Annotated in this window: 19 protein-coding genes and 1 rRNA gene; 18 read left to right on the top strand and 2 right to left on the bottom strand. The window is 74.6% G+C overall.

Annotated features, from left to right (window positions below; genetic code table 11):
- The first annotated feature begins 368 nt into the window (after window positions 1-368).
- The 5 genes from infC to BM142_RS15110 all read left to right on the top strand — a co-directional run bounded on the left by infC (window position 369) and on the right by BM142_RS15110 (window position 3,459).
- Complete coding sequence (infC, locus tag BM142_RS15090; RefSeq protein ID WP_254790995.1) at window positions 369-941, top strand: translation initiation factor IF-3; 573 nt, start codon at window positions 369-371, stop codon at window positions 939-941.
- Between the two features lie 90 nt (window positions 942-1,031).
- Window positions 1,032-1,226 carry a 50S ribosomal protein L35 gene (gene rpmI, locus BM142_RS15095; protein ID WP_092200389.1) on the top strand — a complete coding sequence of 65 codons (195 nt, stop codon included), beginning with the start codon at window positions 1,032-1,034 and terminating at the stop codon, window positions 1,224-1,226.
- Window positions 1,227-1,264: 38 nt separating this feature from the next.
- Complete coding sequence (rplT, locus tag BM142_RS15100; RefSeq protein WP_092200392.1) at window positions 1,265-1,654, top strand: 50S ribosomal protein L20; 390 nt, start codon at window positions 1,265-1,267, stop codon at window positions 1,652-1,654.
- Window positions 1,655-1,850: 196 nt separating this feature from the next.
- Window positions 1,851-2,648: a TrmH family RNA methyltransferase gene (locus BM142_RS15105; RefSeq protein ID WP_092200395.1), complete on the top strand. Its 798-nt coding sequence runs from the start codon at window positions 1,851-1,853 to the stop codon at window positions 2,646-2,648.
- A 106-nt stretch (window positions 2,649-2,754) separates the two neighbouring features.
- A complete protein-coding gene (locus BM142_RS15110) occupies window positions 2,755-3,459 on the top strand; it encodes a TetR/AcrR family transcriptional regulator (protein ID WP_139228895.1) in 705 nt (234 codons plus the stop codon).
- Between the two features lie 43 nt (window positions 3,460-3,502).
- Here BM142_RS15110 and BM142_RS15115 read toward each other — a convergent pair whose 3' ends face one another.
- Window positions 3,503-5,764, bottom strand: a complete 2,262-nt coding sequence (locus tag BM142_RS15115; RefSeq protein ID WP_092200400.1) for a diguanylate cyclase domain-containing protein — start codon at window positions 5,762-5,764, stop codon at window positions 3,503-3,505.
- Between the two features lie 70 nt (window positions 5,765-5,834).
- The gene (locus BM142_RS15120) at window positions 5,835-6,677 is read right to left on the bottom strand and encodes an EamA family transporter (protein ID WP_092200403.1); all 843 of its coding nucleotides are present in this window, start codon (window positions 6,675-6,677) and stop codon (window positions 5,835-5,837) included.
- A gap of 243 nt (window positions 6,678-6,920) precedes the next feature.
- Between BM142_RS15120 and pheS the strand changes: the two genes are divergently transcribed.
- The 13 genes from pheS to BM142_RS15185 all read left to right on the top strand — a co-directional run.
- On the top strand, window positions 6,921-7,988 hold the full coding sequence (gene pheS, locus BM142_RS15125) for a phenylalanine--tRNA ligase subunit alpha (protein ID WP_092200406.1): 1,068 nt from the start codon (window positions 6,921-6,923) through the stop codon (window positions 7,986-7,988).
- On the top strand, window positions 7,988-10,459 hold the full coding sequence (pheT, locus tag BM142_RS15130; RefSeq protein ID WP_092200409.1) for a phenylalanine--tRNA ligase subunit beta: 2,472 nt from the start codon (window positions 7,988-7,990) through the stop codon (window positions 10,457-10,459). Before pheS ends, pheT begins: the two co-directional genes overlap by 1 nt.
- Entirely contained in the window at window positions 10,452-11,285 is an 834-nt protein-coding gene (locus BM142_RS15135) for an SDR family NAD(P)-dependent oxidoreductase (RefSeq protein WP_092200412.1), read from the top strand. The genes pheT and BM142_RS15135 overlap by 8 nt, the downstream gene beginning before the upstream one ends.
- Before the next feature lie 50 nt (window positions 11,286-11,335).
- Window positions 11,336-12,376, top strand: coding sequence for an N-acetyl-gamma-glutamyl-phosphate reductase (gene argC, locus BM142_RS15140; RefSeq protein WP_217640733.1), 1,041 nt, complete (start codon window positions 11,336-11,338; stop codon window positions 12,374-12,376).
- Window positions 12,373-13,524, top strand: a complete 1,152-nt coding sequence (gene argJ / locus BM142_RS15145; RefSeq protein ID WP_092200418.1) for a bifunctional glutamate N-acetyltransferase/amino-acid acetyltransferase ArgJ — start codon at window positions 12,373-12,375, stop codon at window positions 13,522-13,524. The genes argC and argJ overlap by 4 nt, the downstream gene beginning before the upstream one ends.
- Window positions 13,521-14,558 (top strand): acetylglutamate kinase, encoded by a 1,038-nt coding sequence (gene argB / locus BM142_RS15150; RefSeq protein ID WP_217640734.1) that lies wholly within the window; start codon window positions 13,521-13,523, stop codon window positions 14,556-14,558. Before argJ ends, argB begins: the two co-directional genes overlap by 4 nt.
- Window positions 14,555-15,826 (top strand): acetylornithine transaminase, encoded by a 1,272-nt coding sequence (locus BM142_RS15155; protein ID WP_092200421.1) that lies wholly within the window; start codon window positions 14,555-14,557, stop codon window positions 15,824-15,826. The genes argB and BM142_RS15155 overlap by 4 nt, the downstream gene beginning before the upstream one ends.
- Window positions 15,823-16,767 (top strand): ornithine carbamoyltransferase, encoded by a 945-nt coding sequence (argF, locus tag BM142_RS15160; protein ID WP_092200424.1) that lies wholly within the window; start codon window positions 15,823-15,825, stop codon window positions 16,765-16,767. Before BM142_RS15155 ends, argF begins: the two co-directional genes overlap by 4 nt.
- A 22-nt stretch (window positions 16,768-16,789) precedes the next feature.
- Window positions 16,790-17,326 carry an arginine repressor gene (locus BM142_RS15165; protein ID WP_092200426.1) on the top strand — a complete coding sequence of 179 codons (537 nt, stop codon included), beginning with the start codon at window positions 16,790-16,792 and terminating at the stop codon, window positions 17,324-17,326.
- On the top strand, window positions 17,323-18,819 hold the full coding sequence (argH, locus tag BM142_RS15170; RefSeq protein WP_092200429.1) for an argininosuccinate lyase: 1,497 nt from the start codon (window positions 17,323-17,325) through the stop codon (window positions 18,817-18,819). Before BM142_RS15165 ends, argH begins: the two co-directional genes overlap by 4 nt.
- A 41-nt stretch (window positions 18,820-18,860) precedes the next feature.
- Complete coding sequence (locus BM142_RS15175) at window positions 18,861-19,487, top strand: DNA-3-methyladenine glycosylase (protein WP_256381311.1); 627 nt, start codon at window positions 18,861-18,863, stop codon at window positions 19,485-19,487.
- 13 nt (window positions 19,488-19,500) lie between these two features.
- Window positions 19,501-20,778, top strand: a complete 1,278-nt coding sequence (gene tyrS / locus BM142_RS15180; RefSeq protein ID WP_092200432.1) for a tyrosine--tRNA ligase — start codon at window positions 19,501-19,503, stop codon at window positions 20,776-20,778.
- Window positions 20,779-21,152: 374 nt separating this feature from the next.
- Window positions 21,153-21,330, top strand: a 16S ribosomal RNA gene (locus BM142_RS15185); the annotation flags it as partial.

Consider the following 21,330-nt stretch of genomic DNA (forward strand, 5'->3'; position numbering starts at 1 on the left):
TCCTGGTTGCGGGGTGCCCGCAGGGCGAAGGTCGCTCCCTGCAGGGGGGAATGATCGGCGTCGCGGGGACGCTGTAGCATGGACGTGCCTCCCTGCTTCATCGAGGCACGCGAACCATCCAGCGGTCCTTCCCGGGCCGCTGATCCAAGAGGAGCCCGCTCCCACCTGACGCCGTCCAGGCGCTCAGGTCCCCGGATCGCGAGAGCCGGCCTGCCGGCTGTCGCGAGACGTACGCGCCCTGGTGCGTGCGGCACCGGAGAGTGGGCCCCGTGAGCTGATGCTCCGGGGCCTTCGTCTCATCCGGTGCCCGGGACGGGTCAGGACTCCTCCCAGGCAAGAGCAGAGGAGAGGCCATCACCGAGCCCCGCATCAACGACCGCATCCGCGTCCCCGAGGTCCGCCTGGTCGGACCCGAGGGTGAGCAGGTCGGCGTCGTGTCCATCGGCGAAGCGCTGCGCCTGGCGCAGGACGCCGAGCTCGACCTCGTCGAGGTCGCGCCGATGGCCCGCCCGCCGGTCGCCAAGCTGATGGACTACGGGAAGTTCAAGTACGAGTCCGCCCAGAAGGCCCGCGAGGCCCGGCGGAACCAGGCGCTCACCGTCATCAAGGAGATGCGGCTGCGCCTCAAGATCGACCCGCACGACTACGAGACCAAGAAGGGCCACGTCGAGCGCTTCCTCAAGGGCGGCGACAAGGTCAAGATCACCGTGATGTTCCGCGGTCGCGAGCAGTCGCGCCCGGAGATGGGCTACCGCCTGCTGCAGCGGCTGGCCGCCGACGTCCAGGAGCTGGGTGTCGTCGAGTCCAACCCCAAGCAGGACGGCCGCAACATGGTCATGGTGATCGCCCCGCACCGGAACCAGGCCGCCACCGACGCCGCGCGCCGCAGCGCCAAGGCGGAGAAGGCGTCGGCGACCGAGGAGCAGGCGCCCAGCGCGTAACCCGCGCACCACGCACCACCGAGACGGCCGGCGCCGCCCGGCAGCAGCACGCTGCCGACGACCGCCGACAGACAGAACAGGACGAGGGACATGCCGAAGCAGAAGACCCACAAGGGCACGGCCAAGCGCGTGCGCGTGACGGGGTCCGGGAAGCTCGTGCGCGAGCACACCAACAACCAGCACAAGTTCGAGCACAAGTCGTCCTCGCGCAAGCGGCGGATCAAGGGCATCGGGGTGCTCTCCCCGGCCGACACCAGCCGCATGAAGAAGCTGCTCGGTCTCTGACCGCCCTCTTCCCGTAACGAACAGACAGGAGCTCTCACGTGGCACGCGTGAAGCGGGCGGTCAACGCCCAGAAGAAGCGCCGGACGACCCTGGAGGCCGCTGCCGGCTACCGCGGTCAGCGCTCCCGGCTGTACCGCAAGGCCAAGGAGCAGCTGCTCCACTCGGCGACGTACTCCTACCGCGACCGCAAGGCGCGCAAGGGTGACTTCCGCAAGCTGTGGATCACCCGGATCAACGCCGCGGCCCGGCTCAACGACATGACCTACAACCGGTTCATGCAGGGCCTCAAGCTCGCCGGCATCGAGCTGGACCGTCGCGTCCTCGCCGAGCTCGCCGTGAACGAGCCGGCCGCGTTCGCCACGCTCGTGGAGTCGTCGCGGGCCGCGCTCGCCGCCAACCCCCAGGCGACCGGTTCCCAGGCCGCCTGACGGAGGACCACCCTGCTCCGCAGGATGGCCTTCCAGCACGTCACCGGACGCCGTCGGTGACCGACCCTCCGGGGCCGGCGCCGGCGGCGTCGGCGTCTGTCCGGCTCCCTCGCCCACGAGACCTGCGATCCGGTGGCCATCAGCCGCCGATGACCACGAGATCGCAGGTCTCGCCGCACGCCAGAGAGGACCGCTCGTGACCGAGCTGCTCACGGAGCGGTCCGCGCGCATCGTGGCCGCCCGCAAGCTCACCCGCCGGTCCGGCCGCGACGCGGCCGGTCTGTTCCTGGCGGAGGGCCGGCAGGCGGTGGCCGAGGCGCTGGCCGATCCCGGCGGCGTCCGCGAGGTGCTGGCCACGGAGCCGGCGCGGGCCGCTCACCACGACCTGCTGGCCGCCGCGCCGGTCCCGGTCCGGCTGATCACCGAGAAGGCCGCCGCCGGGCTCTCGGAGACGATCACCCCGCAGGGACTGCTGGCCGTCTGCGCACTCCGGGACGTCGACCCCGGCCGGCTGGTCGCCGGGCCGCCACGGCTCACCGTCGCCCTGGCCGAGCTGGCCGACCCGGGCAACGCCGGCACGGTGCTGCGGACGGCGGACGCGTGCGGGGCCGGGGCCGTCGTCTTCGGCGCCGGCTCCGCCGATCCCTACGGGGGCAAAGCGGTGCGGGCGAGCGCGGGCAGCATCTTCCACGTCGACGTCGTCCGTGGCGCGGACCTGGGGGTGCTGCTGACCGGGATGCGCGCCGCCGGGGTGACCGTCCTCGCTGCCGACGGCGGTGGCGAGGCGGCCCTGGACGAGGTGGCCGCCGACGGACGGCTCGCGGGACCGGTCCTGTGGCTGTTCGGCAACGAGGCACGCGGCGTGCCGGCCGGTCTGGCCGAGCTGGCCGATCTGCGGGTGCGCATCCCGATGCGCGGTCGGGCGGAGAGCCTCAACCTGGCCGCCGCCGCCGCGATCTGCCTCTACACGACCCAGGTGCGGCAGGGCCGCTAGAACGACGCGGCCCGCCTCCCGACTGACCGGCCGTCGCAGTGGGCATGGCACCAACGGTCATCGGCGAACCGCCCGGGGAGGTCGCACGCCGCTGCGAGGAGAGGTAGTGACAACCGTGAAGCACGTGGACCAGGTGGCCGGCGACCGGGCCGCGCCGCGGCACCCGGAGGGCGGACCACCCTCCGCGGCACCCCCGCAGGACGGCCGGCGGGCCCGCTGGACCGAACACCGCCGGGCCCGCCGGGAGGACCTGGTGGGCGCCGCCGTGGCGGCCGTCCGGTCGATCGGGCCGGAGTTCGCCGTGGACGACGTCGCCCGCAGCGCCGGGGTCTCCAAGACCGTCATCTACCGGTACTTCTCCGACAAGGACGAGCTCGTCGACGCCGTCCTGGACCGGATCTCCCGGACGGTGCTGCTCCCACGGCTGCTCGGCGAGATCACCCGGGAGCACGCCGACGACCGGGCCGCGCTGCGCGCGGTGATCACCGCGTTCGTGTCCCTGATCGAGGACGAGCCGGAGCTCTACCGGTTCGCCTACGCGCAGACCGGCCGGTCGGGGAGGGCCGACCTCGTGGCGGACGCCGAGCACCAGATCGCCGGGGCGCTGGCGACGATCATGGCGGCTCGACTGGAACGTGCGGGGCAGCCGGGGGAGCCGGCCACGACCTGGGCCTACGGGATCGTGGGCATGGTGCAGCTGTCGGCCCACTGGTGGTCCACGGCCAGGACCGTGCCCGCCGGCGAGCTCATCGAGCAGCTGGTGTGCCTCGCCGACGGGGGGCTCGGCACGCTGCTGCCACCCGCCCGCTGAGCCACCCGCCCGCTGAGCCCGCCGGCTGAGCCCGCCCGCCCGCTCAGTGGGCAGCCGCTGCCCGCCGCGCCGTCTTCCGGGCGTACATGTCCACGTCGGCGCTGTGCAGCAGTGCGCCGAACTCCTCGCCGTCGGCCGGGTAGATCCCGACGCCCACGCTGGCGCCGACGCTCACCGCGCCGGCGCCGAGGGTGACCGGGGCGCCGGCCGCCGCCGACAGCTCGTCGGCCACCCGGCGTGCCTCGGCGCGGGCCGAGTCCGGTGCCAGGCCGGGCAGCGCCACCAGGAACTCGTCGCCGCCGAGGCGGGCGAGCAGGTCGCCGCGGCGCAGGCGGGAGCGCAGCGTCCGCGCCACCGTCTGCAGCAGCTCGTCGCCGGCCGCGTGGCCCAGGCCGTCGTTGACCGCCTTGAAGCCGTCGAGGTCGACGAAGAGCAGGGCGACGGTGTCGGCGCCGCTGCGGGCGTCCCAGATCGCCGTCTCGACCTGTTCCTCGAGCCGGCGCCGGTTCGGCAGGCCGGTGAGCGGGTCGGTGAACGCCAGCTCCTCGATCCGCGTCAGGCAGGCGCGGTTGCGGTCGCGCTCCTGGAGCAGGGCCCGCTCGGCCTCCACCCGCGCGGTGACGTCGTGCTGCACGCCGATGTACTGCGCCACGGCGCCGTCGGCGTCGAGGACGGGCGCCAGGTGGATCTCGTTCCACCACGGCACACGGTCCGGGCCGCGCAGGTTGAGGACGGTCTCGCGGCACTCCTCGCCCCGGGCGATCGCCGCGCGCATGCGGGCCACCGCCGCCGGGTCGGTGTCCGGCGACTGCAGGAAGCGGCAGTTGCGGCCGAGGACGGTCCCGCTCGGCAGCCCGGCCAGCTGCTCGAACGCCTCGTTGACGTAGACCAGTGGATGGTCCGGCTGCCGCATGTCGGCGATGGTCACCCCGCTCGTCGTCGCGGCGAGCGCGCTGCGCAGCAGGGCCTCGCCGTCCCCGCTGATCGGGGCCGGCAGGGTGGACCTGCCGGCCGGGGCGACCTGCGGCGCGAGGGGGATGCCGGAGGGGACGGCGATCCGCGGCGCCACGCGGGTGAGCAGGGAGTGCGCGGCCCGGACGACGGTGTCGCGGTCGTAGGTGAGCGCGTACTCGAAGGTGCGGTCGAGGTCCGGGCCGTCGTCGCCGAGGTCGCGGGCCAGCAGCGCGGCGGCGAAGTGCGGCCCGAGCACGACCACGTCCCACTCGCCGCGCACGGGGTCGGCCGGGTCGAGCGCCGCCCCGCGCAGGCCGGGCAGCGGTTCGACGGCGAGGTCCTCGCCGAGGGCGCAGACGAAGCCGGTGCGCTCGACCAGGTCGCGGTAGCGCTGGATGGTCGAGGGGGTGAAGTGGCGGGCCTCCTGGAAGGTCGCCGCGACCACGCAGGCCTCGCCCAGCCGCATCGCCTCCCGCTCGAGCTGCTTGCTCAGCTCGATGAGCAGCGACTTCGCCGAGCGGCGCAGCGGGACCGTGGCGGGCAGGCAGCCGAAGGGGGAGCCGTGCGACGGCGCGGCCGTCCCGGCCGCCGGCAGTGCCAGCTCACCGGGAGGCAGACCCGCGGCGGGCCCGGGGCCGGGGCGGCCGAAGAGCCAGCCCTGGCCGAGCGTGGCGCCGAGCGCGCGGGCGGTGGCCAGGTGCTCGGGGGTCTCGATCCCCTCGGCAAGGACGACCGCACCGGTCCGTTCGGCGTGCGCGTTGACCGCGTTCATGATCTCGGCGATCGCCGGGCCGGGGCGCTCCTGCACCAGCCGCAGGTCGAGCTTGATCACGTCGGGCGCGAGGAGGGGCAGGAAGGCCAGGGACATCGAGTCCGCGCCCACGTCGTCGACCGCGACCCCCCAGCCCAGCGAGCGGACGCGCTCGACGGTGCGGAGCAGCTCGGCCGGCCGTGCGGACAGGGCCCGCTCGGTGATCTCGATGACGATGCGCAGCTCGCGGGGGGCGCCCTCGGCGATGGCCAGCAGGTCGTCCATCGGCGCGCTGTCGAGGACCTCGGGCTCGACGTTGACGAACACCGTCAGCGGCGCCAGCAGGCCCTGCTCCACCGCGCCCCGGAAGGCGGCGGCCCGGCAGATCCCGTCCAGCTCGGCGAGCCGGCCGGCGGTGCGGGCCGCCGCGAACAGCAGGTCGGGCCGCTCGAGCGGTCCCTCGGGTCCGCGGGCGAGGGCCTCGTAGGCGACGACGGCGCCGGTGTCGAGCTCGACGATCGGCTGGAACACGCTGCGCACACCACCGGGCGCCAGCGCGGCGTCCAGCGCGCCCGCCGGCGCAGGGGGGAAGGAGTCCACGTCCTGCCATCGGCCGGCCGCGCCGGTGGGATGAGCCGTGCCCCGCGCTCCCCTCCCATGGGGGGAGACGTCAGGCCGGGAGCGTGATCAGGACGACGGCGACGACGGCCGACAGCAGCCCGGCGACCTGCGCGGTCACCAGCCGCTCCCGGAGCACCAGCTGGGCGAGGACCACGGTGCTGACCGGGTAGAGCGAGGCGAGCACGCCGGTGATGGCCAGCTGGCCGTCGGCCTGGGTGGCCAGCAGGAAGAGTGCGTTGGCCGTCATGTCGCCCAGCCCGGACACGGCGACCAGCGGCAGCGCCGGCCGGGCGACGCGCAGCCGCTGCCGCCCGACGAGGGCGATGAGGACGACGAGGGCCACCGAGGCGACCCGGGCGGTGACCAGCGGCGTGAGCCCGGCGTCGGACGACGTCCGGTCGAGGAGGACGAAGAACAGCCCGAACAGGGCGCCGGCCAGCAGCGCCGGCGCCAGCGCCGAGGGGCGGGCCGCACCGAGCGCGGCCAGCCCCGCCTCCGCGGACACCAGGACGACGGCGACGAGGGCGAGCGCGATGCCCACCGCCGTCCAGACCCCGATGACCTCACCGCCCAGCAGCCCGACCAGGACGGGGACGGCCGCCGCCGTGACCGCGGTGACCGGCGCGATCACGCTCATCACGCCGCCGGCCAGCGCGCGGAAGAAGACGACCAGCCCCCCGGCGCCGGCCAACCCCGCGACCGCACCCCAGGCCAGGTCCGCGCCGCCCACCGCACCGCCGAGCCAGGGGAGGAGGAGCAGCAGGGCGGCGAGGCCGATGAGCTGGGACCCCGCGACCACGCCGAACACCGACGCCCTGCGGCTGGCCAGCCCGCCGAGGAAGTCCGACGCGCCGTAGACCGCCGCCGACGCCAGGGCCAGGACCACCGCCACGCCGACCTCCGGGTTCCGCGGCCCGCAGGGTGCGCCGCCGCGCCCGTTCTAGCACCTGCCCCCGACCGGCCCGCCGGGGCCGGCGCATCCGTCGAACCCTGCGAACTCGGGGTGATCAGCCACTGATGGCCACGAGTTCGCAGGGTTCGCGCCGGCGGCGCGGCACCGCGGGCGCGCATCGGACCTCGACCGGCCGGTATCCCGGGCGCGGCCCGGCCGCACCGGCGGGCAGAATGGCCTCCCGTGTCTGGCGCCAACGATCCCTACGACCCCAAGCAGGTCGCCGCGCTCTCCCCGGAGGCCCTCGACGACGCGGTGACCGCGGCGCGGCAGGCCTTCGCCGGAGCCACCGACCTGGAGGGCCTGGCCGCCGTCCGGCCGGCGCACCTCGGCGATCGCGCGCCGGTGCTGCTGGCCCGTCGCGAGCTGGGCGCGCTGCCGCCCGCCGCCCGGAGCGACGCCGGCAAGCGGGTGAACGCCGCCCGGCAGGCCGTGACCGAGGCCTACGAGGCCCGGCTCGCCGAGCTGGAGGCCGAGCGCGACGCCCGCGTGCTGGCAGAGGAGCGGGTCGACGTCACCCTGCCGTGGGACCGCACGCCGCGCGGCGCCCGGCACCCGCTGACGACGCTGACCGACCGGATCGCCGACATCTTCGTCGGCATGGGCTACGAGGTCGCCGACGGCCCGGAGCTCGAGGCGGAGTGGCTGAACTTCGATGCGCTCAACATCGGTCGCGACCACCCGGCGCGCACGATGATGGACACCTTCTTCGTCGCACCGGAGGACTCCGGCCTGGTGCTGCGCACGCACACCAGCCCGGTGCAGGCCCGCACCATGCTGTCGCGCACGCCGCCGATCTACGTCGTGGCGCCCGGCCGCGTCTACCGGACCGACGAGCTCGACGCGACGCACACGCCGGTCTTCCACCAGGTCGAGGGCCTGGCCGTCGACCGCGGGCTGACCATGGCGCACCTGCGCGGCACGCTGGACCACCTGGCGCGGTCGCTGTTCGGCGCCGACGCGATCACCCGCTGGCGGCCCAGCTACTTCCCGTTCACCGAGCCGTCGGCGGAGTTCGACGTCTGGTTCCCGGAGCACCGCGACGGCCCGCGCTGGGTCGAGTGGGGCGGCTGCGGGATGGTCAACCCGCGGGTGCTGGTCGCCTGCGGCATCGATCCGGAGGAGTACTCCGGCTTCGCGTTCGGGATGGGCATCGAGCGCGCCCTGCAGTTCCGCTCGGGCGTCGGCGACATGCGGGACATCGTCGAGGGCGACATCCGTTTCACGAAGGCATTCGGGGTGGATCAGTAATGCGCGTGCCCATCGGCTGGCTGGCCGAGTACGTCGACGTGCCCGCGGGGACGTCCGTCGAGGACCTCGACCTGGCCTTCGTGCGCCTCGGGCTCGAGGTGGAGGACATCCACCGCCCCGAGCCGGTCACCGGCCCGCTCGTCGTCGGCACGGTCCTGGAGATCGACGAGCTGACCGGCTTCAAGAAGCCGATCCGCTACTGCCAGGTGGACGTCGGGGAGGACGCGCCGAGGGGCATCGTCTGCGGCGCCCGCAACTTCGCCGTCGGCGACACCGTCGTGGTGGCGCTGCCGGGAGCCGTGCTGCCCGGCGGGTTCGCCATCGCCGCGCGGACCACCTACGACCACGTCTCCGACGGGATGATCTGCTCGGTCCGCGAGCTGGGCATCGGCGAGGACCACGCCGGCATCCTGGTCCTCGGCGGCCCCGGCGCCGACGTGCCGCCGCCCGGGACCCCGGCCGGTCCGGTCGTCGGGCTGGACGACGTCGTCGTCGAGCTGGCGGTCACCCCCGACCGCGGCTACTGCCTGTCGATGCGCGGCATCGCCCGCGAGATGGGCACCGGCCTGGCCGCGCCCTGGCGCGATCCCGGCGCGATCACGCCACCCGCGTGGTCCGGCGCGCCCGCCTGGGAGGTGGCCGTCGCCGACCCCGAGCGCTGCGACCGCTTCTCCATGCTGGCCATGGAGGGCCTGGACCCGACCGCACCGAGCCCCTGGTGGATGCGCCGGCGGCTCGCGCAGGCCGGCGTCCGCAGCATCTCGCTGGCCGTCGACGTCACCAACTACGTGATGCTGGAGCTGGGCCAGCCGATGCACGCCTTCGACCGCAAGGCGGTCACCGGCCCGATCACCGTCCGGCTGGCCCGGGACGGCGAGAAGCTGACGACGCTCGACGGCACGGTGCGCCGCCTCTCGACCGACGACCTGCTGATCACCGACGACAGCGGCCCGATCGGCCTGGCCGCCGTCATGGGCGGGGCCACCACCGAGATCGGGGACACGACCACCGCCGTCCTGCTGGAGGCGGCGCACTGGGAGCCCACCGGCGTCGCCCGCACCGCCCGCCGGCACCGGCTGCCCAGCGAGGCGGCCAAGCGGTTCGAGCGCGGCGTCGACCCGGAGATGACCGTGGTCGCCCTGGCCCGCGCGGCCGACCTGCTCTGCGAGTACGGCGGCGCGCAGGTCGCCGGCGGGATCGTCGACGTCGACACCCGGGCCCCGCGGCCGGCGATCGAGCTGGACGCGGCCCGGCCGGCGCAGGTGGCCGGGGTGCCCTACACCGCCGGGCAGGTCGTGGAGCTCCTGGAGGCCGTCGGCTGCGTCGTCGACGCGAGCGCCGGCCCGCTGGCGGTCACCCCGCCGCCGTGGCGCCCCGACCTGACCGATCCGGCGGACCTGGTCGAGGAGGTCGTCCGGCTCGCCGGCTACGACGACGTCCCGTCGGTGCTGCCCACGGCTCCGCCCGGGCGCGGGCTCACCGACGTCCAGCGCCGGCGGCGCAGCGTCGGCCGGACGCTCGCCGAGGCCGGGTACGTGGAGGCGCCGTCCTACCCGTTCGTCGGGACGCCGGCCCTCGACGCCCTGGGCCTGGCCGAGGACGACGAGCGCCGGCAGGTCGTGCTGGTGCGCAACCCGCTGTCGGAGGAGGAGCCGGCGCTGCGGACGACGCTGCTGCCGGGTCTGCTCGCGACGCTGCACCGCAACCTCTCCCGCGGCCAGCGGGACGTCGCGCTGTTCGAGCACGGCGCGGTCTTCCCCGGCGGGCGGCGCACGCCGGCCCCGCTGCCCGGCGTGGAGCGGCGTCCGGACGACGCGACCCTCGCCGCGCTGCTGGGCGCCGTCCCCGAGCAGCCCTGGCACGTGGCCGTGGCGCTGGCCGGGAACCGCGAGCCGCGCGGCTGGTGGGGCCCGGGCCGCCCGGCCGTCTGGGCCGACGCCGTCCAGGCCGCCCGGCTGGTGGCCGCCGCGGCCGGCGTGGAGCTGACCGTCCGGGCGGGGGAGCGGGCGCCCTGGCACCCGGGCCGCTGCGCGGAGCTGCTGGTGGGGGACACGGTGGTCGGCCAGGCCGGCGAGCTGCACCCGCGGGTGTGCGCCGCGCTGGAGCTGCCGGCCCGCACGTCGGTCATGGAGCTGTCGCTGGACGCGCTGCCCGAGGGCGCCGTGCCGGTGGGCCCGCCGATCTCGGCCTTCCCGCCGGTGCTGCTCGACCTGGCGCTCGTCGTGGGCGACGAGGTGCCCGCGGCCGACGTGGGCGGCGCGCTGCGCCGGGGGGCGGGGGAGCTGCTGGAGTCGCTGCGGCTCTTCGACGTCTACACCGGGGCGCCGGTGCCGGCCGGATCGCGCTCGCTGGCCTACGCGCTCACGCTGCGCGCGCCCGACCGGACGTTGACCAGCGAGGAGGCGACGGCCGTCCGGGACGCCGCCGTCGCCGCCGCGGCAACGGCGACGGGGGCGGTGCTCCGTGGCTGAGGAAGGAGCACGAGCCGGGACCGGGTCGCTCTCCGGCCAGGTCGCCCTGGTCACCGGTGCCTCCACCGGGATCGGCCGGCACCTGGTCGAGGCGCTGGCGGCGCGCGGCATGGCCGTGGCCGGGCTGGCCCGCGGCGAGGAGCGGCTGCGCACCGCGATGGACGAGGTGGCCGCGGCCACCGGCGCCCGGACCCTCGCCGTGCCGGCCGACGTCACCGTCCGCGGCTCGGTGGAGGCGGCGGTGGAGGGTGTCGTCGCCGAGCTCGGCCAGATCGACCTGCTGATCAACAACGCCGGCCTGATCGACGCGCGCGAGGTTCCGCTCTGGGAGGCCGACCCCGACCAGTGGTGGGACGTCGTCTCCAGCCACCTCCGGGGCGGGTTCCTGCTGTCGCGCGCGGTGATCCCCTGGATGGTGCTGCGCAACCGCGGCCGGGTGGTCAACATCGCCAGTGGCAGCGGCGTGCGCGCCCGGCCGGAGTACTCGGCGTACTCGGTGGCGAAGACCGGCCTGATGCGCATGACCGAGGCCCTGGCGACGGCGCTGGAGGGCAGCGAGGTGCGGGCCTTCGACGTCTCCCCGGGCGTGGTCGACACCCCGATGACCCGCTCCATGGCGATGTGGGAGGGGTTCGAGGACTGGACGCCGCCGGAGCGCGTGGTCGAGCTGGTCGTGGCCATCGCGGAAGGGGAGCTGGACGCCTGGTCCGGGCGCTTCCTGCGGGCCGGCGCCGACGACCTGGAGGCGGTCCGGGGCATCGTTCCCGGGGACTCCGCCCGGCAGCTCCGCCTGCGGCCCTACGGGGACGACGATCCCGTCGCCTGACGACACAACCCGCGTGAACGGTCATGCATGGACGTGTATGGTCATGCATCGTGAGCACAGGGCAGACGTGGACGGTCGGGGTCACCGGCGCCACCGGGTACGCGGGCGGGGAGGTGTGCCGGCTGCTGGCCGGGCACCCGAACCTCCGCCTCACCGGGGTGCATGCCAACTCGAGCGCCGGCCGACGCCTGGGTGAGCTGCAGCCCCACCTGCTGCCCTTCGCCGACATGGTCGTCGCCCCCAGCGGACCCGCGGACCTCGCCGGCTACGACGTCGTCGTCCTCGCGCTGCCGCACGGGGAGTCCGCGGCCGTCGCCGCCCAGCTCCCGGCCGACACGCTGGTCATCGACTGCGGTGCCGACCACCGGCTGAACGATCCCGCCGCCTGGGCCCGCTGGTACGGGGGGGACCACGCCGGCTCCTGGCCCTACGGGCTGCCGGAGCTGCCCGGCCAGCGGGAGAAGCTGGCCGGTGCGCGGCGGATCGCCGTCCCCGGCTGCTACCCGACGTCGGTGACCCTCGCGATGGCCCCGGCGCTCGCCGCGGGCCTGGTCGGGCCCGAGGTCGTGGTCGTCGCCGCGAGCGGGACGAGCGGGGCGGGCAAGTCCGCCAAGCCGCACCTGCTCGGCAGCGAGGTCATGGGCAACGTCAGCGCCTACGGCGTCGGCGGGGCGCACCGGCACACGCCGGAGATGATCCAGAACCTGTCCCAGGCCGCGGGCGCACCGGTGACCATCAGCTTCACGCCGACGCTGGTGCCGATGAGCCGCGGCATCCTGGCCACCTGCTCGGCGAAGCTGGCCCCGGGCACCGACGCACAGGCCGCCCGGGCCGCGTACGAGCAGGCCTACGCCGACGAGCCGTTCGTGCACCTGCTGCCCGAGGGCCAGTGGCCGACCACCGCACAGGTGCTCGGCGCCAACACCGTCGCGCTGCAGCTCGCCGTCGACCCCGACGCCGGCCGGCTGATCGTGGTGGCCGCCGTCGACAACCTCACCAAGGGCACCGGGGGAGCGGCACTGCAGTGCGCCAACCTCGCCCTGGGCCTGCCCGAGACCACCGGTCTCCCCCTCGTAGGAGTTGCGCCGTGAGCACCACCGCACCGAAGGGCTTCTCCGCCGCCGGCGTCGCCGCCGGCCTCAAGTCCTCCGGCGACCCCGACGTCGCCGTCGTCCTCAACCACGGCCCGGACGACGCCGCTGCCGCCGTCTTCACCACCAACCGCTTCCCGGCCGCCCCGGTGCTCTGGAGCCGCCAGGTGCTGGCCGGCGAGCGGGCCCGCGCGGTCGTCCTCAACTCCGGCGGGGCCAACGCCTGCACCGGCCCCGAGGGCTTCCAGGACACCCACGCCACCGCCGAGCACGCGGCCACCGAGCTCGGTCTCGGCGCGGTCGACGTCGCCGTCGCGTCCACCGGCCTGATCGGCGTCCGGCTGCCCATGGACAAGCTCACCGCCGGCGTCACCGACGCGGTCGAGGCCCTCTCCGAGGACGGCGGGCCCGACGCCGCCCGCGCGATCATGACCACCGACAGCGTCCCGAAGACCACCGTGCAGCAGCGGGACGGCTGGTGCATCGGCGGGATGGCCAAGGGCGCGGGCATGCTCGCCCCGGCGCTGGCCACGATGCTCGTCGTCCTCACCACCGACGCCGTCGTACCGCCGGAGATCCTCCGGCCGGCACTGAAGCGGGCGACCTCGCTCTCCTTCGAGCGGGTCGACTCCGACGGCTGCCTGTCGACCAACGACACGGTGCTGGTGATGTCCAGCGGCGCCAGCGGGATCACCCCCGGCGCCGAGGAGTTCACCGAGGCGCTCACCGCGGCGGCCACCGACCTGGCGATGCAGCTGCTCGCCGACGCCGAGGGCTCGACCAAGGACATCGCGATCACCGTCCGCAACGCCGCCAGCGTCGACGACGCACTGACCGCCGGCCGGGCCTGTGCGCGCAACAACCTGCTCAAGACGGCGCTGTTCGGCAACGACCCCAACTGGGGCCGGGTGCTGGCCGCGATCGGCACCACCGACGCGGCATTCGAGGCCGACCGGGTCGACGTCACCATCAACGGAGTCACCGTCTGCCGGGGCGGCGCGATCGGCGACCCCCGCGAGGGCGTCGACCTCACCGGCCGGGCGATCACCATCGACGTCGACCTGAGGGCCGGGACCGAGCAGGCCACCATCTGGACCAACGACCTGTCCATCGCCTACGTGCACGAGAACTCGGCCTACTCGACATGAACCGTCCCGATCCCGAACCCCACGTCAGCACCGCGCACGACGACCGCGCCCAGGACCCGACGCCACCGGACGTCGCACCCGACCTGGCCACCCCGCGCCGCAAGGTCGGCACCAGCCGGGTCATGCGCACCAAGGACCCGGAGGGGGACGCGCAGAAGGTCGCCGTGCTCACCGGCGCGCTGCCGTGGCTGAAGGAGTTCCACGGCAACGTCGTCGTCATCAAGTACGGCGGGCACGCCATGGTCGACGACGAGTGCCGGCGCGCCTTCGCCGACGACATGGTGTTCCTGCGGACCTGCGGGATCCTGCCCGTCGTCGTGCACGGCGGCGGCCCGCAGATCACCGAGATGCTCGGCCGGCTCGGCATCGACAGCGAGTTCCGCGGTGGTCTCCGGGTGACCACGCCCGAGACGATCGACGTCGTCCGCATGGTGCTCACCGGCCAGGTCGGCCCCGACATCGTCGGGCTGATCAACCAGCACGGCCCGATGGCCGTGCACCTCTCCGGCGAGGACGGCGGCCTGTTCACCGCCCGCCGGACGACGGCGCAGGTCGACGGCCGGCCGGTCGACATCGGTCTCGTGGGGGACGTCGCCTCGGTCGACACCACCCCCGTGACCGCGCTGCTGGCGGCCGGCCACATCCCGGTGGTGGCCAGCGTCGCCCCCGATGCCGACGGCGTCGTGCACAACGTGAACGCCGACACCGCCGCCGCCGCTCTCGCCGCGGCGCTGGGCGCCGTGAAGCTGGTCGTGCTCACCGACGTCGAGGGGCTCTACGCCGACTGGCCCGACCGGGACTCCCTGGTGCAGCAGATCGACGCCCGCGAACTGGCCGAGATCCTGCCCACGCTCGACGCCGGGATGATCCCGAAGATGGCTGCCTGCCTGCGCGCGGTCGAGGGCGGGGTGAAGCGGGCGACCGTCGTGGACGGACGGACGCCGCACGCCCTGCTGCTGGAGACGTTCACCACCGAAGGCACCGGGACGATGGTCGTCCCGGCGAGGACAGCGAAGGAGGGCACAGCACCATGACGCGCACGGAGGAGCTGGCCCGTCGCTGGTCAGCGGTGATGATGAGCAACTATCGGACCCCGCCGGTCGCCCTGGAATCCGGCTCCGGGGCCACCGTCACCGACGTCGACGGCCGCGAGTACACCGACCTGCTCGGCGGCATCGCCACCACGATCCTCGGCCACGCGCACCCGAAGGTGGTCGAGGCGATCACCGCACAGGCGCAGAAGCTCGGCCACGTCTCCAACCTGGCCATGCACGAGCCGGGGGTGCTGCTCGCCGAGCGCCTGCTGGAGCTCGCCGGGCGGCCGGGACGGGTCTTCTTCTGCAACTCCGGGGCCGAGGCCAACGAGGCCGCCTTCAAGATCAGCCGGCTCACCGGCCGGCCCGAGGTGGTCACCGCCGAGGGCGCCTTCCACGGCCGCACGATGGGTGCCCTGGCGCTCACCGGCCAGCCGTCCAAGGCCGCGGCCTTCGCACCGCTGCCCGGCGGCGTCCGCTACGTGCCCTACGGGGACGGCGACGCGCTCTCGGCTGCCGTGTCCGAGCAGACCGCCATGGTGCTCCTCGAGCCGATGCTCGGTGAGGGCGGTGTGGTCCCCGCCCCGGCGGGCTACCTGGCCGGCGCCGCGACGACGGCCGCGGGCGCGGGCGCGCTGTTCGCCCTCGACGAGGTGCAGACCGGCATCGGCCGCACCGGGCACTGGTTCGCCCACCAGGCGGACGGCCTCCAGCCCGACATGATCAGCCTGGCCAAGGCGCTGGGCGGCGGCCTGCCGATGGGCGCGCTGCTGACCTTCGGGGACGCGGCGGACCTGCTCACCGCCGGTGCGCACGGCTCGACGTTCGGCGGAAACCCGATCGCCGCCGCGGCCGCGCTCGCCGTGCTGGACACGATCCGCGACGAGGGCCTGCTGGAGCGCGCCAAGGAGCTCGAGCACCGGTTCACCGCCGGCATCGAGGGCCTCGGCCACCCGGGCATCAGCTGCGTGCGGGGGAGGGGAGCGCTGCTCGGCGTCGTCCTCACCGCCGACGTCGCCCCCGCGCTGGAGGAGCAGCTGCGCGACGCCGGCTTCCTCACCAACGCCGTCGCGCCGGGCGTGCTCCGGCTCGCCCCGCCCCTCGTCCTTCCCGACGGGCAGGTCGACGCCTTCGTGGCGGCGCTGCCCGCGGCCCTCGACGCCGCGATGACGACGGGCGAGCGAGCATCGCAGGGAGCGCCAGCGACCGAGGAGCGGAACGAGCCCGGAGTCGAGCCCTCCGACAGCGCGATGGAGACCGTCCAGTGACCCGGCACTTCCTCACCGACGACGACCTGACCCCGGACGAGCAGGCCGAGGTCCTGGCGCTGGCCGCCTCCCTCAAGGCCACCCGGCACACGGCGGAGGCACCCACCCCGCTGGCGGCCCCCAACGGCGTGCCGCGCGCGGTGGCCGTGCTGTTCGACAAGCCGTCGACCCGCACCCGGGTGTCCTTCTCGATCGGCGTGGCCGAGCTCGGCGGTTACCCGCTGGTGATCGACGCCGGCAGCAGCCAGCTCGGCCGGGGCGAGCCGGTCGAGGACACCGCCCGCGTGCTCGACCGCCAGGTCGCCGCCATCGTCTGGCGCACCTTCGGCCAGGACCGCATCGAGGCCATGGCCTCGGCCGCCCGCGTGCCCGTGGTCAACGCGCTGACCGACACCTACCACCCGTGCCAGATCCTGGCCGACCTGCAGACCGTGATCGAACACCACGGCTCCCTGGCCGGGCGGTCGCTGGCCTACCTCGGCGACGGTGCGAACAACATGGCGCACTCCTACCTGGTGGGCGGCGCCACGGCCGGCATGCACGTGCGGATCGGCTCTCCCGAGGCGTTCCAGCCCGACCCCGAGATCTTCCTGCGGGCGGCCGGCATCGCGGCGCAGACCGGCGGCTCGGTGGAGTGGACGGCCGACGCAGCGAAGGCCGCCGAGGGTGCCGACGTGCTGGCCACCGACACCTGGGTCTCGATGGGGCAGGAGGGCGAGCACGACGAGCGCAACGCGCCGTTCCGGCCCTACGCCGTCGACACGGCGGCGCTGTCCCGGGCCGCCGACGACGCGGTCGTCCTGCACTGCCTGCCGGCCTACCGCGGCAAGGAGATCGACGCGGCGGTCATCGACGGGCCGCAGAGCGTGGTCTGGGACGAGGCGGAGAACCGGCTGCACGCCCAGAAGGCGCTGCTCACGTGGCTCCTGGAGAAGTCGTGAGCGGCCGACGACGGGGGCGACGGTGACGGCGGCGGTGACACGCTCGGCGCGGCAGGCCCGGATCCGCGCGCTCATCGAGGCCCGGCCCGTCACCTCGCAGACACACCTGGCGGCGCTGCTCGCCGAATCCGGCGTCGAGGTCACCCAGGCCACGCTGTCGCGGGACCTGGAGGAGCTCGGGGCGGTGAAGATGCGCGGCTCGGACGGCGCGCCGGCCTCCTACGTGCTGCCCCCGGAGAACGCCCCGCTGCGCCCGGCGCAGGCCGCGCCGGCCCGGCTCACCCGGCTGCTGGCCGACCTGCTGACCCACGCCGAGGGCAGCGCGAACCTCGCCGTCCTGCGCACACCGCCCGGGGCCGCGCAGTTCCTCGCCTCGGCGCTGGACAAGGTCGGCCTCCCCGACGTGCTGGGCACGATCGCGGGGGACGACACTGTCCTCGTCGTCGCCCGCGAGCCGGACGGCGGACCGGCCCTGGCCGAGCGCCTGAGCGCGCTGGCCGCCCGCACCCCGGCCGTGTACCCCGAGCTGCAGAAGGACCTGGAGGACGACGCACCGTGAGCACGGCCGATCCTGCCGCCGCGCCCGGCATCCCCGCCGAGCCCGCCGCCCCGGCTTCCCAGACCCGGCTGTGGGGTGGCCGCTTCGGCGGCGGCCCGTCGCCGGCCATGGCGGCGCTGTCGAAGTCCACCGACGTCGACTGGCGGCTGGCCCCCTTCGACCTGGCGTCGTCCCGGGCGCACGCGCGGGTGCTGCACCGCGCCGGGCTGCTCGACGACGACGAGCTCGAGCGGATGGTCGGCGCGCTGACCGAGCTCTCGGCCGAGGTGGCCGCCGGCACGTTCGCGCCGATCGAGTCCGACGAGGACGTGCACGAGGCCCTCGAGCGCGGGCTCACCGAGAAGCTCGGCACCCTCGGCGGCAAGCTGCGGGCCGGCCGGAGCCGCAACGACCAGGTCGCCACCGACCTGCGGCTCTACCTCCGGCACAACGTCCGCGCGCTGGTCGCCGAGCTGTCGTCGCTGGAGTTCGCCTTGCTGGGCCTCGCCGAGCGGTACTCCGACGTCGCCGCGCCCGGCATGACCCACCTGCAGCACGCCCAACCGGTGCTCATCGCCCACCAGCTGCTGGCGCACGCCCACTCGATCGCCCGCGACGTGGACCGGCTGCAGGACTGGGACCGGCGGACGGCGGTCAGCCCGCTGGGCGCCGGCGCGCTGGCCGGGTCCTCCCTCCGCCTCGACCCCGATGCCGTGGCCGCCGAGCTCGGCTTCGACCGGGCGGCGGACAACTCCATCGACGCCGTGAGCGACCGCGACTTCGCCGCGGAGTTCTGCTTCGCCGCCGCCCTGCTCGGCGTCCACCTCTCCCGGCTGGGGGAGGAGGTCGTCCTCTGGACGTCGACGGAGTTCGGCTGGGCCCGCCTCGACGACGCCTGGGCGACCGGGTCGTCGATCATGCCGCAGAAGAAGAACCCCGACATCGCCGAACTGGCCCGGGGGAAGTCCGGCCGTTTCGTGGGCAACCTGACCGGGCTGCTCACCATGCTCAAGGGCCTGCCGCTGGCCTACGACAGGGACCTGCAGGAGGACAAGGAGCCGGTCTTCGACTCCCTGGAGCAGCTGATGCTCCTGCTGCCCGCGGTCACCGGCATGGTCGCCACCCTGACCCTGCGGCCCGAGGTGCTCGAGGCCGCGGCGCCGCAGGGCTTCGCCCTCGCCACCGACGTCGCCGAGTGGCTGGTGTCGAACGGCGTGCCCTTCCGCTCCGCGCACGAGATCTCCGGCGCGATGGTGGCCTTCTGCGAGGAGGCCGGTCTCGAGCTCGACCAGCTCGACGACGACCAGCTGGCCGGCATCGACGAGCGGCTGACCAGCGGCGTCCGGTCGGTCCTGTCGGTGCCCGGCGCCCTGGCGGCCCGCAAGGCCCGCGGAGGGACGGCGCCGGAGCGGGTGGCCGAGCAGCTGGCCGCGGTCAAGGGCCTCGCCGCCGCGCATGCCGACTGGGCCCAGGCCTCACCGGTGGCCGGAGCGCTCCAGGGGACGGCACGCTGACCGCTCGCCCCGACCCCGACCTGCCCGCACCGGGTCCACTCCTGGACGAGGAGGACCTGCTCGGGCCGGTCGACGTGGTGGCACCGTCGCTGCTCGGGTGCTGGGTGGTGACCGACCGCCCGGAGGGCCGGGTCGCGCTGCGGCTCACCGAGGTGGAGGCGTACTCGGGGGAGGGCCAGGACCCGGCCTCGCACGCCCACCGGGGGCCGACTCCGCGGGCGGAGATCATGTTCGGCCCGCCGGGCCGGCTGTACGTGTATTTCAGCTACGGCGTGCACTGGTGCGCCAACGTGGTGGTCGGCCCGGAAGGGCGTGGGTCGGCGGTGCTGATGCGGGCCGGCGAGGTGGTCGTGGGGGAGGAGCTCGCCCGCTCGCGTCGGCGTGCGGCGCGCACTGCCCGCGACCTGGCCCGCGGTCCCGCGCGGCTGACGCAGACGCTGGGCATCGGCCCGGACGACCGCGGCGCCGAGCTGCTGGACCCGGAGTCGCCGGTGCGCCTGCACCGGGGGCCGCAGCCGGCGGCGGTGAGCGCCGGGCCCCGGGTCGGGATCAGCCAGGCGACGGACCTGCCGTGGCGCTTCTGGGAGACCGGCGCGCCCTCGGTGAGCGTGTTCCGGGCGGGTGGCAGGCCGCGCCCCCGAGCCGCCGGGCAGGATGGAGCCCCGTGACCGGAGACCGCTCGTGAACGACGTCATCGACGACCTGCACCGCCGGGGGCTGATCGCCCAGAGCACCGACGAGGCCGCGCTGCGCGCCCACCTCGCCGAGGGGCCGGTCGCGTACTACGCCGGCTTCGACCCCACCGCGCAGAGCCTGCACGTCGGGCACCTGCTGCAGTTCATGGTGCTGCGGGCCCTCCAGCGCGCCGGGCACCAGCCCGTCGTCCTCGTCGGTGGCGCCACCGGTCTGATCGGGGACCCGCGGCCGTCGTCGGAGCGCCAGCTCAACGACAGGGACACGGTGGCCGCGTGGGTCGGGCGCATCCGGGAGCAGGTGGCACCGTTCCTCGACCTGCCGGCGGAGACCGACGGTCTCAAGGGCCCGATCTACGTCGACAACCTGGACTGGACCGCCCCCGTCTCGGCGATCGACTTCCTGCGCGACATCGGCAAGCACTTCCGAGTCAGCCAGATGCTGGCGAAGGAGGCGGTCTCGGCGCGGCTGAACTCCGAGGCGGGCATCAGCTACACCGAGTTCAGCTACCAGATCCTGCAGGCCAACGACTTCCGGGAGCTGCACCGCCGGCACGGGGTCACGCTGCAGACCGGTGGCTCCGACCAGTGGGGCAATCTCACTGCCGGCATCGACCTCGTCCGCCGTACCGAGGGCGCTCGCGTGCACGCGCTGTCGACCCCCCTGGTCACGAAGTCCGACGGCACCAAGTTCGGCAAGTCCGAGGGCGGCGCCGTCTGGCTGGACCCGGCGTTGACGTCGCCCTACGCCTTCTTCCAGTTCTGGCTCAACGCCGACGACGCCGACGCCCGGATGTGGCTGCCGCTCTACTCCGAGCGCCCGGCCGAGGAGGTGGCGGCGCTGATCGCGGAGAGCATCGAGCGTCCGGCGGCCCGGACGGCGCAGCGGGCGCTCGCCGAGGAGCTCACCGTGCTCGTCCACGGCCCGGAACAGCTGCGGCAGGCGGAGGCGGCCGGGCGGGCGCTGTTCGGCCGGGACGACCTCGCCGGCCTCGAGGCGGGCACCCTCGGTGCCGCGCTGCGCGAGGCGGGCAGCGTGACGGTGGACGGCGAGGTGCCGTCGATCGCCCAGCTGCTGCAGCTGACCGGTCTGGCCGCCAGCCTCTCCGAGGCCCGCCGGACCGTGAAGGAGGGTGGCGCCTACCTGAACAACGAGCGGGTCACCGACGCCGATGCCGTGCCGGGGGCGGACGCCTGGCTGGCCGGGGGATGGCTCGTCCTGCGGCGCGGGAAACGGGCGGTGGCGGGCGTCCAGCGGGTCCGCTGACCGGCCTCCGGGGGCCGGTGTCCGCGAGGTTGCGGGCCGGTGTCCGGGGCGTGTCGGGCGTCACGGGCCGCACGGTTTGACACCGTGCCCCCCGCGCACGTAACTTTCTCTCTGCGCCGCGCGAGACCCCGTCTGGGGCCGGCGGGAAGACCCCGAGGGGCCTGACCGTTGTGCGGTGCCACACGAGAAGAACGTCTCGAGCGAAGCCCGCGAGGGTGGAGCACGAGCGCGTCCGCTCTTTGAGAACTCAACAGCGTGCCGAAAGTCAGTGCCAAGTAATACCCCGTGTCGGGTTCTTCGGAGCTCGGCTGGGATTCCTTTGGTTGATTGATATCGAGAGTGCTAGCTCTCGGTTCTCAGCCGGTTCAAATTCATCTACGGAGAGTTTGATCCTGGCTCAGGACGAACGCTGGCGGCGTGCTTAACACATGCAAGTCGAACGGTGAACCCGCTTCGGTGGGGGATCAGTGGCGAACGGGTGAGTAACACGTGGGCAACCTGCCCTCAGCTCTGGGATAACTCCAAGAAATTGGGGCTAATACCGGATATGAC

It is taken from the genome of Blastococcus tunisiensis (genome assembly GCF_900112815.1).
Lineage (GTDB): Bacteria > Actinomycetota > Actinomycetes > Mycobacteriales > Geodermatophilaceae > Blastococcus_B > Blastococcus_B tunisiensis.